Genomic DNA, 13,163 nt, shown 5'->3' with positions numbered 1-13,163 from the left:
CCATGACCGGTTCATTTCGCACCCTGATCGCGCGCCTGCCGCTTTCGTTGCTGGCGGGGATGGTGCTGATTACATTTATGGTGCTTGGCGCACTCCTTGCCCCGCTCATCAGCCCGGCTGACCCGCTGGCACAGGATCTGTATGCCACGTTTCAGCCCATGTCAGCAGCGCACCCGTTCGGCACGGATGCGTTCGGGCGTGATATTTTCAGCCGGATCGTCTATGGCACGCGCTATTCCCTGGCCGAGGTCTGCATCTGCATCCTTGTTTCGTGTGCCATGGGCACGCTGGCGGGCATGCTGGCTGCACTGGTGGGGGGATATGTGGAGCAGGCGATCATGTGGGTTGTCGATATCATCTTCGCCTTTCCCGGTATCGTGCTGGCGCTGCTGATCCTGAGCCTGCTGGGGCCGGGTTTTTTAAACATGCTGCTGGCGATCTCCGTATTTTCCATACCCGTTTATGTCCGTCTGGCGCATAACCTGACGCAGGCCCTGCAACGCGCGGAATATGTGGAAGCCGCCCGCACGCTGGGGGCTGGAACATGGCGGATCCTGTACGTGCATGTCATGCGCAACGCCCTGGGACCGATACTTATGCAATCCACGCTTACAGCCGGATCGGTGATCCTGGCGGCATCGAGCCTGTCTTTCCTTGGGCTGGGCGTTGCGCCCGCCACACCAGAATGGGGTGCCATGATGAGCGACGGCCGCAGCTATCTGGGCATAGACATCCTGCCCTCTCTCTTTCCTGGCCTTACGATCACGCTTGCGGTTCTGGGTTTTAACCTGTTGGGGGAAGGTGTGCGCAAGGTTATCGATAAATAATATCCGCAGGACATATTTGCATATGAGACCTATGCCAGCCCCAGAACTTATCCCTGCAGCATAGAACTCACGGCTTTGCACCGTAACGCGTTACTGCATGATCTCCGATATTCAGCAGATTGGCGAAGCGGACCAGATCTGTCAGATGTGCCCATACATTCATGTCCGCAATCCAGATCGCAGCAATGAAAGATCGATGCGCTGACCACCGCGCCATACGATGGCTATGCCGTGACGAACCAGACTCTATTCCCTTATCTGGTGCAGCGTGCATTGGATGATTTGAATGCCGGGCGTAAGTATTATCATGGCGGGGCTGTCGACAGCCTAACTGGGCGTGCGGTTGGCCGACACCGATTTGCGGGAGAACACAATCGGCGTATTGGGCGCTGTGTGACAGCGACACCTCATCCGGGCACGGCAACCTAGGCTCAGGACTCATTCTTTAAGATAGAAGATGAAGCTTGCTGCGATGTGGATTGCAGACATGAATGTATGAGCACAGCGGTCGTATCTGGTCGCAACACGTCGCCAGTCTTTCAGCCTTGCGAACATGTTTTCGATCAGATGGCGCTTTTTATATAGATGCCAGTTGTAAGGCGGCTTTGATTGCCGGTTCTTTTTCGGGGGAATACAGGCAGTGATATTGCGTTCTGCAAGCGATAACCTGATCCGGTTGCTGTCATAGCCTCTGTCCCCGATGACTTCTTCTGTCTCGTCGGAGAGATCTGCCAGCAGCACGTCTGCGCCCTTGACGTCACTGACCTGACCTGCTGTCAGATGCAGGCGAACAGGCCGACCCTGACCATCGCACACGGCATGGAGTTTCGAGTTCAGCCCACCTTTTGTCCGCCCGATATGGCGGGGAAAAGCCCTTTTTTGAGTAGGGACGCCGATGTCCGGTGCGCCTTGAGATGTGTCGCATCGATCATCAGGCGCTTCGAACGCCCAGCCTGTCCTGTCAGGGCGACGAAGATCCGGTCAAAGACACCCAGGCGGCTTCACCGGATGAAGCGATTATACAAAGTCTTGTGCGGACCATACGCTCTCGGGGCGTCTTTCCACTGAAGGCCGTTGCGGATCACATAAACGATCCCGCTCAGGACCCGCCGGTCATCCACGCGTGGTACTCCGTGTGCCAGAGGAAAAATGGCTCAATCCGCTCCATCTGGCTCTCAGATAGCAAAAATACCTCACTCACAGCCTCAATCTCCATCGGTAAGCCTGTGAAACACAACGTCCCGCTCAGTTCAATAAATTAATAGGTCCTGAGCCTAGCAACGCTGCACAGAAACGCCGAGACGTCTGATCATGAGCTGATAGAAGCGATGACGGCGCTTCTCAACACGCCGGAGACATCGGTCGATCAGGTCATGACTGACATGCTCGACCGGGAGCGCGCGGATTACCGGAGCGTCTATCATCAATATGCAGGCAATTTCCTGGCCGTGTCGCCACGCTATGGTCAGTTTCTCTACATGATGGCGCGGGCGTGCAAGGCCCGTCGGATTGTTGAATTCGGAACGTCAATGGGGATTTCGACCATTTATCTGGCAGCTGCCTTGCGCGACAATGGTGGCGGACAACTGATCGGCAGCGAGATTGAAAGCACCAAGGCTTTACAGGCGCGGGCAAATCTCGGCGCAGCAGGCCTGACGGATCTGGTCGATATCCGGGAAGGAGATGCCCTTGAAACACTCCGCGACATTGATGGCCCGGTTGATCTCCTTCTGCTCGACGGCGCATTCTCACTCTATCTGCCGGTTCTGAAACTGATCGAACCCCGGCTGGTGCCAGGGGCGGCGATCCTGGGAGAAAATGCATTCGCTGTCAGGGTCGGATGACGCGAAGCAGCATCGGGCATGTGCGCGGCATGCGCGTTCGTGCCCGTTCCGACATGGAATAAGAAATTGAACGACGTGGTAAGGTATTTTCCATGTACCTTGGCACTACCTGGACTACATCTTCTCCGTCCGGAAGAATCTGTTCAGGGGCATCAGCCTGCGGGAAGACGTGATGTCCCTGCCCGTTCCAGAGAACTCGGTCAGTCAGAAGCTTCTGCACGACTGAACTTTCGGACATAGCCAGGTACCTGCACATGCAGGGGTAAATCTTTTTTGTAACGGATATGATCGTTCCTGTTACAATAATATGCCACAGGATATCAATTATTCCCGATACATACGGAAACATTCCGGAAGATCGAAGTCTGTTTAACGTATACAGCGCGTGGCATTACACCGGCCAAGCGGGCGATGAATTTTATTTTAATATCACAATCGCTTTTTATCATTTTTGAAATAAACACCCCGCTGCCTTTTTATTTTCTAGGCTGGAATCAGGGCTTTATTATACTTCACGGCATCGAATGAACGCGAATGTAGCCGTGCGGAGTTTCAGATTGATAACGGGGCGGTCAGGCCATGATTTTCCGGACAGGCAGGGAACGGATGGTGCCCCTGTCGGCAAAGGACAGAATTTCGTTCTTGTTGTGGAAGACGACATGGATATCCGCAACCTGCTGACACGTTTCCTGTCACAGCAGGGTTATGAGGTCGCGTCCGCCATGACGGCGGCGGAGGTGCTGGCCATCCTCGCGGGGCGCACGCCTGATATTGTCCTGCTTGATCTCATGCTGCCGCAAGAAAGTGGCCATGCCATCTGCCGCTTGATCCGTAAGCGGAGTGTCATCCCCATTATCATGGTTACGGCGCTTGCCGATGTCCGTGAGCGTATTGCGGGTCTTGACCTGGGCGCGGATGACTACATCAGCAAACCCTTTGATCTCGGTGAACTGGCAGCCCGCATTCGGGCCGTGCTGCGTCGTCCATCCAGCCCTCCTGCTTATCCCACGTCGGGTTTACAGCCGGGCTGCAGGTTCGGAAACTGGATCTTTATGCCGGAAAAACGCGCACTCTATAGCACCGAGGGCGTGCGCATGACGCTGACCGGCGCTGAAACCGATCTTCTGCTGCTGTTATGGAACCATGCGGGAGAACTCCTGAGCAGGCAGCGAATCATTGAACTGCTCTATAATGCACCGGGAGCGGTTGAAGAACGCACCATCGACCTGCTGGTCAGCCGCCTGCGGCGCAAGCTGGCCCATGGTGGCCGCCAGCTTGAGATGCTGCGGACGGTGCGCGGCGATGGTTATGTGTTCGACCCCGGTCCGGCCGTTCCGCATGAGGGGGCAGCCGACTGATGAAAACCCGGTTTTCCCTGCTGCCCCGCACCGTTTACGGGCAGATGGCCGCAATCGTGATTTCCAGCATGATGGTCACCGTTTTTTTTGTCGCCTTTCTGGTGTTTGCGTTACGTCCGACCGTGCCGCCGCTACCTGAAGGGCCATGGCCAAACGCACTGGCCTTTGAAACCGCGATTGATGCGTTACGTGCAAGTCCGCCCGAAATACGCGAGGCCATTGCGCAGGGTATGTCAACACCGGACGTTTCGTTTCGTACCACCGCTCCCTTCGCTTGTACGCATATCCCGACCGAACATTTCTCGATCCTGCTGCGTCGTATCCTTCAGGCACGGGCGGGCAACCAGAACGTCGTCATGATTGCCTCAACCTGCGCTGCGGATTCCAGCGGCATGACGTCCACCCATATCGATATGCCCCGTGAAGGGATTTTCATTACCGCCCATAACGGGATCAATCATCATCTGCCCCAACTCATGCGCGCGACGCTGCCGCTGATCGTATCGTTCCTGTCGATGCTGGTCATCATGGGCACCCTGTCGCTATGGAGCCTGTGGCGCATCAACCGCCCGCTGAAGGTGCTGGCGGACAAGGCCGAAACCTTTGGCTACGACATTACGCCCGAACCCCTGATCGAACAGGGACCGGTGGAACTGCGCCGCGTCGCGCGTGCCTTCAACCGCATGCAGGCCCGCATTGCCGCCGCGGCCGAGGAGCGTACTCGCATGCTCATGGCAATCGGTCATGACCTGCGCACGCCACTGACGCGCCTGTCCATGCGGATTGAAATGGGGGGGGGCCGACGCCTCCCCTTCGGCCCTGCACAACGACCTGTGGCTCATGAACCGCATGCTGAACGGGGCGCTGTCCTTCCTGAAGGGCCAGGGTGACACGGAACCGGCCGAACGGGTCGATATCGGCGCGTTGGTGGAAAGTGTCTGCGCGGAATTCGAGGCGATCGGCCGGAACGTGATCTGTCAGGGCGACCTGGGCCTGACCTGTCTGTGCCAACCCGTGGCCGTGGCCCGCATGGTCAATAACCTGATCGACAATGCCTGCAAATTCGGCAGCGAAGTGCGCGTCGATACACGACGGAGCGGTCATGAAGCCATTATCGAGGTTGCCGATAACGGTCCCGGCATTCCGCCTGAAATGCACGATGTCGTGCTGCTGCCCTTCGCCCGTCTGGACCCTGCCCGCAGCCCGGACGGCGGCCTGGGGCTGGGCCTGTCGATCATCCATGACATCGTGCAGCGCCATCGTGGCAGCCTGACCTTCCATTCAAACCAGCCACACGGGTTGCTGGTACGCATTGCCCTGCCGCTTGACCTGCACACGGCGGCGCAGGCGCACGGCAATACGCAGGCAACCCATTGAGGCCCCGCCAGTACAGAGACGGACCGTAGAAAATGCAGCCTGTTCACGATTTTCCCTTTCCTGCAACCATGCCTGGCGGCCTCTCGTGCCATGTGGTGCAGGATGCCGTTTCAGCGCGCTGGAACCAGGCACGGACCAGGCATTGCGGCCTGCGCCGCGCAAGCCTGCTGACAGCACTGTTCCTGACCGGCCTGCATCCGCTGTATGGCGCGCAGGCGGCCACGAAAACGGTGGATGCGGGTATTCCGGTATCCGTGGCAACCATCAGGACGGGCGATATGCCGGTCGTGCTGAGCGAACTGGGTACGGTCATCCCCGTCACCAACGTAACCGTGCAGAACCGCGTGGAAGGCTATCTGACGCAGGTGCTCTTTACCGAAGGGCAGGAAGTGCATGAGGGTGACCTGCTGGCGGTAATCGACCCGCGCCCCTACGAGGCGGAACTGAAGCAGTATTCCGGGCAGCTAGCGGCCGATCAGGCCCAGCTTGACGAGGCGCGGATGGATAATGTCCGGTACCAGAAGCTGCTTAGACGCGACAGTATCGATACCCAGACGGCACAGGACCAGCAGTACAAGGTCAAGCAGCTTGAAGGCACGGTGGAAGCCGATCAGGGGCTGGTCGATACCTACAGGCTGGACATTGAATACTGCCACATAACCGCACCGGTCAGCGGCCGTGTCGGCATCCGTGCGGTGGACCGGGGCAATTATGTGACCGCGGCACAGTCCGGCGGCCTTGCGGTCCTGACGCAGATGCAGCCGATTTCAGTTATCTTTACTCTGCCACAGGACAAGCTGGGCATGGTCTGGAAACGGCTGCGTACTGCAAAGACGCTACCGGTCGAGGCATGGGACAGCACGGACACCACAAAACTGACCGATGGCGCGGTCAGCAGCCTGGACAGCCAGATCGATACATCGACCGGCACGGTCCGGCTGCGTGCCCTGTTCCCCAACAGGGACGAGGACCTGTTCCCCAACCAGTTCGTCAATGCCCACCTGCTGGTTGATACCGAACATGACGTGCTGCTTGCCCCCACCAGCGCCATCCAGTCCGGTCCCAATGGTTCATTTGTGTATGTGGTGCAGCCTGACAGCACCGTGGCCGTGCGGCTGGTCAAAACCGGTGTCAGCCAGGGGGATACGGTCGTTGTCACATCCGGCCTGAAGGCGGATGACCAGGTGGTGACATCGGGCATCGACCGCCTGCACGCAGGGACAAAAGTCACCATCCCCGCCATCACGACGCAGGGGGGATAATGAATCTCTCCCGTCTTTTCATACAGCGGCCCGTCGCCACAACGCTGCTCATGTTCGCGTTGATGCTGGCGGGTCTGATCGGTTATCGGTTCCTGCCGATTTCCGCCCTGCCGGAAGTGGATTATCCCACCATCGTGGTTCGCACCTTCTACCCCGGCGCCAGCGCGGATGTGATGATGACCTCCGTCACCGCGCCGCTGGAAGGGCAGATGGGCGAAATGGCGGGGCTGGACCAGATGACATCCCAGTCCTCGGCCGGGGCGTCGGTCATCACGCTGCGCTTCGGGCTGACCACGTCGCTGGACGTGGCCGAGCAGGAGGTGCAGGAGGCCATCAACGCCGCCAATTCCCTGCTGCCAACCGCCCTGCCCGCGCCGCCCATCTATTCCAAGGTCAATCCGGCTGATACGCCCATCATGATCCTGGGGGTCACATCCACCACCCTGCCCCTGCCTGAAGTGCAGGATTACGTGACGACACGCCTGCAGCAGAAAATCAGCGAGATTTCGGGCGTGGGTGAAGTTTCCCTGTCCGGTGGCAACAAGAAGGCTTACCGCGTCCGTGTGAACGTGCCCAAGGCCACCGCGCTGGGCATAGATCTTGATACGCTGCGCACCACAATCGGCAACGTGAACGTCAATTCCCCCACCGGCAGCTTCAATGGCAAGAAGCTGAACCGCACCATCCATATCGACAGCCAGATTTCCAGCACCGACCAGTTGCTCAATCAGGTCGTGGGCTGGTCCGACACCAGTCAGGGGCCGGTCCGGCTGCGCGATATCGCAACAGTAGTGGAAGGCGCGGAAGACACCCAGCTTGCCGGCTGGTCGAACCAGACCCCGGCCATCATCCTGAACATCCGCCGCCAGCCTTCGGCCAACATCATCAACACCGTCAACGCCATCAAGGCCACGCTGCCATCACTGCAGCAGGACATGCCCGGTGGCGTCACCATCACGCCGCTGACTGACCGGACCACCACCATCCGGGCCTCGGTGGCGGATGTGGAATTCGAACTGGGTCTGGCGCTGGCGCTGGTTGTGGGCGTGATCTTCGTGTTCCTGCATGATCCGTCGGCCACCGTCATCCCGGCGCTGTCCGTGCCGCTGTCCATTATCGGCACGCTGGCTGTGATGGATATGATGGGGTTCTCGCTCGACAACCTCTCGCTCATGTCGCTCACCATCTCCACCGGCTTCGTGGTGGATGATGCGATTGTCATGATCGAGAACATCGCCCGTTATATCGAAATGGGCCGCGACCGGATGACCGCGGCGCTGGAGGGCGCGGGCGAGATTGGCTTTACCATCGTCTCGCTCACCATCTCGCTCATCGCCGTGCTGATCCCGCTCCTGTTCATGGGCGACGTGATCGGGCGGCTGTTCTATGAATTTGCCGTGACACTGGCGGTGACCATCATCCTGTCCGCCGTGGTGTCGCTCACGCTGGTGCCGATGATGTGCGCGCGCCTGCTCAAGGACAAGGCGCATGCCACCACCAAGCCGCGCTGGGCACAGGCGACCGACCGGCTGATTGTCCGGGTTATCGATGCCTATGACCGGGGGCTTACGCGCGTGCTGCGCCACCAGCGCGCAACTCTTGCCGTGTTCATGGCAACGCTGGCGCTGACCGGACTGCTTGTTGTTGTCATTCCCAAGGGGCTGTTTCCCGAGCAGGATACCGGCGTCATCCAGGGCGTATCGGTCATGGATGCCTCCATCTCGTTTGACGCAATGCACGACCTTCAGCAGCAACTGGGGGCAGCGATTGCGAAGGATGCGGATGTTGTCAGCCTGTCCTCCTATATCGGGGTGGATGGGGATAACACCACGCTTAACCGCGGGCGTTTTGAAATCAACCTGACGCCGCATGACAAACGCAGCCTTTCGGCGGCAAAGGTGGCCCAGCGCATCCAGCGCGAGACAGCCGCCATAGCCGGGGCCCAGCTTTACCTGCAGCCGGTGCAGGACCTGACATTGAACACCAACGTATCGGCCACCCAGTATCAGTTTCTGGTGGCGGATTCCGACAGCAGCCGCCTGTCCACATGGGTGCCGCGCCTGATCGATGCCCTGCGCAGGGAACCGGCCCTGGCCGATGTCACATCCGACCTGCAGGCGCAGGGGCTGGCCGCGACCGTGACACTGGACCGGGCCACGGGGGCGCGTTTTTCCATCACGCCGGAAACGGTGGACAACCTGCTCTATGATTCCTTCGGCCAGCGCCAGATTTCCACCATCTATACCCAGTCCAACCAGTATCGCGTGATCCTGGAAGCCGACCCCACGCTGCAGACCACGCCCGAGGCACTGGACAGGTTGTACCTGGCCGCCAGCGGCAGCGGGGCCACAAGTACGTCCGGCCCGACCCGTGATCCCTCCTCCGGCCTTGTGCCGATGAGCATGGTCACCCGCATGACGGCATCCACCGCGCCGCTGCTGATTACCCATGTGGCGCAGTTTCCTGCATCGACCATTTCATTCAACGTCGCACCTGGGTATTCGCTCGGTGCTGCGACGGATGCCATCACGCGGGTGGAGCAGTCGCTGCATCTGCCCGCCACCATGCAGACATCCTTTCAGGGCACGGCCGCCGTGTTTGCGGGCAGCATGAGCAACGAGGCCTGGCTGATACTGGCGGCCCTTGTTGCGGTCTATATCGTGCTGGGGGTCCTGTATGAGAGCTTCATCCACCCGCTGACCATCCTGTCCACCCTGCCCTCGGCCGCCATTGGCGCGCTGCTGGTGCTGTGGGTATCGGGGTCCGGGCTGGATGTGATGGGGGTGATCGGCATCGTGCTGCTGATCGGCATCGTGAAGAAAAACGCCATCATGATGATCGATTTCGCGCTGGAGGCGGAGCGTGTGGAAGGGCTGGATTCCGTACAGTCCATAACCCGTGCGGCCCGGCTGCGCTTCCGCCCGATCCTGATGACCACGCTGGCCGCCATGCTGGGCGCCATTCCCATGGTGATCGGCACCGGAACCGGCTCGGAACTGCGCCGCCCGCTGGGTTACGCGATTGTGGGTGGTCTGGCCGTAAGCCAGTTGCTGACCCTGTTCACTACGCCGGTCATCTACCTGTTCATGGAGCGGGTGCGCCTGCGGTTTGCTGCCTTCCGCGCCCGCCATACGTCCGCGCCACCCACGCCGTCAGGGGAGGCACGCTGAGATGTCGATCGTCGCCCTGTGCATAAAGCGTCCGATCGGCACCACGCTTATCGTGATCGGCATGATGATTGCCGGCGCCATCGGCTACTGGCTGCTGCCCGTATCCGATCTGCCCAATGTCGACCTGCCGGTCATTCAGGTGCAGGCCCAGCAGACCGGTGGCACGCCCGAGCAGATTGCCAGCACGATTGCCGAACCGCTGGAGCGGCATCTGGGCACGATTGCCGGGCTGAGCGAGATGACATCGCAATCCGTGACCGGGCAGGTCAGCATTGCCCTGCAGTTCGATACCTCCCGCGACATCAACAGCGCCGCGCGTGACGTGCAGGCGGCAATCGTGGCAGCCCGCGCGGACCTGCCCGCCACCCTGCGGCAGAATCCGACCTATGTCGAAGCCAATACCGCCGGCATGCCGGTCATGGTCCTTGCACTCACATCGGACACCAGAACGCCAGCGCAGGTCTATGACGTGGCAACCAATGTGCTTGAACAGCATCTGTCCCAGATCAGTGGCGTGGGGCAGCTCCTGCTGGGGGGGGCGGCGCTGCCTGCCGTGCGGGTGGAACTCAATCCTCTCGCCCTGTTCAAATACGGCATCGGGTTCGAGGATATCCGTGCCGCGCTGTCCTCCGCCAATGCCAATACGCCCAAGGGGTTCCTCAATCGCGGCAGGCAGCGCCTGATCCTGCAGACCAACGATCAGGTTCATGGCGCAAAGGACCTCAAGGGTCTGATCGTGGCCTATCGCAGCATGCGTCCCGTGCGGCTGGAGGACGTGGCACAGGTGACTGACGGGGTGGAAAATGTTGAAAATGGTGGCTTCTTCAACCGCAAGCCTGCCGTTCTGGCCATTGTCTTCCCGCGTGCGGGGGCCAACGTGGTCCAGACCATCAACCAGATCAAGGCGCAGTTCCCGACCCTGAAAGCCGCCCTGCCCGCCGATGTGGAGCTGCATGTCGGCATGGACCGCTCCGCCACCATCCAGGCCGCCCTGACCGATACCAAGAGCACGCTGGTCCTGTCGGTGCTGCTGGTGGTGGGCGTGGTGCTGGTGTTCCTGCGTTCGCCGCGCACGACCATCGTGCCGGCCCTGGTCATTCCCGCATCGCTGGTCACGACGTTTGGCGTGATGAAGCTCATGAACTATTCGCTCGACAGTCTCTCGCTCATGGCGCTGACCATTGCGACGGGCTTCGTGGTGGATGACGCCATTGTGGTGATCGAAAACATCAGCCGCCATATGGAACAGGGGGCGAGCCGCGCCGATGCGGTGCTGCAGGGCGCGCAGGAAGTAGCCTTTACCGTGCTGTCGGTTTCCATCTCGCTGGTGGCGGTGTTCCTGCCCATTCTCATGCTGGGGGGGCTGATGGGCAGCCTGTTGCATGAATTCGCCGTGACCATTTCGGTGACGGTACTCGTCTCCATGGTGCTCTCGCTCACGCTTACACCCATGATGTGCGCGCGGATCCTGCCATCGGGGGAAGCGCGGGCTGACAGAAAGCCCAATTTCTGGTCCCGCCTTTCCGTCCGGATGGAACGCGGCTTTGCTTATGTGGAAAATGCCTATGGCCGCTCACTGGCCACGGCACTGCGCCATCGCAGGCTGGTGCTGCTTTCGCTGCCTGTAACCATCGGGATGATGGGCGTGCTGTTCGTGTTCATGCCCAAGGGCCTGTTCCCGACCGAGGACACCGGCATGATGATGGCGCATCTCGTAGCCGATCAGGCCACCTCCTTTGATGAGATGCTAGCGAAGGTCGATCAGGTGGAAAAGAACATTCTGGAGAACGGTCAGGTCTCCGGCGTGACCGGCTTTGTCGGTGGCCGCAATTCCAGCAACCAGGCCAATATCTTCATTGACCTGATCGACAAGGCAAAGCGCAGGACCACCATCAGCCAGACACTGGCCGACCTGACCCACCGCACGCATGATCTGGTGGGCGGGCAGTTCATTGCCATGCTGCCCAGCCTCCTGCCCTCAGGCGGGCGGCAGGCCAACGGGGCCTATCAGTACACATTGCAAAGCGATGACGCGGCGACACTATACCACTGGATTCCCCGCCTGCAGGCGGCACTGCAGAAGCATGCTGAACTGCGCGATGTCTCATCGGATGTACAGCAGGGCGGCCTTTCCACCAATGTCATGATCAACCGTGACGTATCGGGGCGGACGAACCTGACCCCGCAGCTGATCTCCAACACGATTTACGATGCCTTTGGCCAGCGCGCGGCCTCGGTCATCTACAACCCGCTGAACCAGTACCGCGTCGTGATGAACGTCCTGCCGAAATACTGGGACAATGCCGACATCCTGCAGCAGGTATGGGTCAGCACATCAGGGGGCACCGCCAGCGGCAGCACGCAGAGCAATACGATCAAGGTGACGTCCGCCTCCACCACGTCCACCACCTCATCCTCGCTCAGCAGCCAGTCCTTTGCCAACCAGATCCAGAACAGCCTTGCCGGCGGCAGCGGGGCCTCCAGCGGGTCGGCCGTGTCTTCCACGGCAGAGACGATGGTGCCGCTTTCGGTCGTGTCCAGCATGCAGTCCGCCACCATGCCGCTCAGTGTGAACCATCAGGGGCAGTCGCTGGCGGCCACGCTGTCGTTCAACCTGGCGTCCGGTGCCTCCATGTCCGATGCCACGCGGATCATCAATGAGGAAACTGCCCGGCTGCAGGTGCCGGCAAGCGTGCACGGGCATTTTGCAGGCACCGCCGCCCAGTTCCAGAGTTCGGCGAGCAACGAACCGCTGCTGATCGTGGCGGCACTGGGTGCTGTGTATCTGGTGCTTGGCATCCTGTATGAAAGCTATGTCCATCCGCTGACCATTCTCTCCACCTTGCCCTCGGCCGGGGTGGGGGCACTGCTGGCGCTTTACCTGCTGGGGCAGGAGTTTGACCTGATTGCGCTGATCGGACTGATCCTGCTGATCGGGATCGTGAAGAAGAACGCCATCATGCTGGTGGATTTCGCCATTACCGAGGAACGCAACCACAACCGCCCTGCACAGGACGCCATCCATACCGCCTGCCTGCTGCGCTTCCGCCCGATCATGATGACGACCATTGCCGCCGCCATGGGCGCGCTGCCGCTTGTTGTGGGCAACGGCTACGGAGCCGAACTGCGCCGCCCGCTGGGTATCGCGATCATGGGGGGGCTGCTGTTCAGCCAGATCCTGACGCTTTACACGACACCGGTCGTGTATCTGTATCTCGACCGTCTGGGCCAGTGGGGGCGCCGTCGCCTTCCCGCCTTTTTCCATGCCATTGCGCGCGCCGTGCGCCCTGCCCGCTCCTCATGAGCATGATGACGTATCAGGACA

The 13,163-nt window shown here is 60.2% G+C and carries 8 protein-coding genes and 1 pseudogene; 8 read left to right on the top strand and 1 reads right to left on the bottom strand.

Features of this window, described 5'->3' with window-relative positions; genetic code table 11:
- Positions 1-2 precede the first annotated feature (2 nt).
- Entirely contained in the window at positions 3-827 is an 825-nt protein-coding gene (locus tag OQZ28_RS04395; protein ID WP_458135271.1) for an ABC transporter permease, read from the top strand.
- Positions 828-1,265: 438 nt separating this feature from the next.
- Here OQZ28_RS04395 and OQZ28_RS04390 read toward each other — a convergent pair.
- Positions 1,266-2,028, bottom strand: a pseudogene (locus OQZ28_RS04390) (IS5 family transposase).
- Positions 2,029-2,155: 127 nt separating this feature from the next.
- Between OQZ28_RS04390 and OQZ28_RS04385 the strand changes: the two are divergent.
- The 7 genes from OQZ28_RS04385 to OQZ28_RS04355 all read left to right on the top strand — a co-directional run bounded on the left by OQZ28_RS04385 (position 2,156) and on the right by OQZ28_RS04355 (position 13,142).
- Complete coding sequence (locus OQZ28_RS04385; protein WP_458135270.1) at positions 2,156-2,671, top strand: O-methyltransferase; 516 nt, start codon at positions 2,156-2,158, stop codon at positions 2,669-2,671.
- A gap of 659 nt (positions 2,672-3,330) precedes the next feature.
- Positions 3,331-4,029, top strand: a complete 699-nt coding sequence (locus OQZ28_RS04380; protein ID WP_458135269.1) for a response regulator transcription factor — start codon at positions 3,331-3,333, stop codon at positions 4,027-4,029.
- Positions 4,029-4,919 (top strand): HAMP domain-containing protein, encoded by an 891-nt coding sequence (locus tag OQZ28_RS04375; RefSeq protein WP_458135268.1) that lies wholly within the window; start codon positions 4,029-4,031, stop codon positions 4,917-4,919. Before OQZ28_RS04380 ends, OQZ28_RS04375 begins: the two co-directional genes overlap by 1 nt.
- Positions 4,870-5,406: a sensor histidine kinase gene (locus tag OQZ28_RS04370; RefSeq protein WP_458135267.1), complete on the top strand. Its 537-nt coding sequence runs from the start codon at positions 4,870-4,872 to the stop codon at positions 5,404-5,406. Before OQZ28_RS04375 ends, OQZ28_RS04370 begins: the two co-directional genes overlap by 50 nt.
- A gap of 32 nt (positions 5,407-5,438) precedes the next feature.
- On the top strand, positions 5,439-6,668 hold the full coding sequence (locus OQZ28_RS04365; protein ID WP_458135266.1) for an MdtA/MuxA family multidrug efflux RND transporter periplasmic adaptor subunit: 1,230 nt from the start codon (positions 5,439-5,441) through the stop codon (positions 6,666-6,668).
- Positions 6,668-9,838 (top strand): efflux RND transporter permease subunit, encoded by a 3,171-nt coding sequence (locus OQZ28_RS04360; protein WP_458135265.1) that lies wholly within the window; start codon positions 6,668-6,670, stop codon positions 9,836-9,838. The genes OQZ28_RS04365 and OQZ28_RS04360 overlap by 1 nt, the downstream gene beginning before the upstream one ends.
- A 1-nt stretch (position 9,839) precedes the next feature.
- Entirely contained in the window at positions 9,840-13,142 is a 3,303-nt protein-coding gene (locus OQZ28_RS04355; RefSeq protein WP_458135264.1) for an efflux RND transporter permease subunit, read from the top strand.
- Positions 13,143-13,163 lie beyond the last annotated feature (21 nt).

The organism is Komagataeibacter sp. NFXK3 (genome assembly GCF_054182245.1).
Note: the sequence above shows the minus strand (reverse complement) of the source record. Positions and strands in the feature narration are given on the sequence as shown.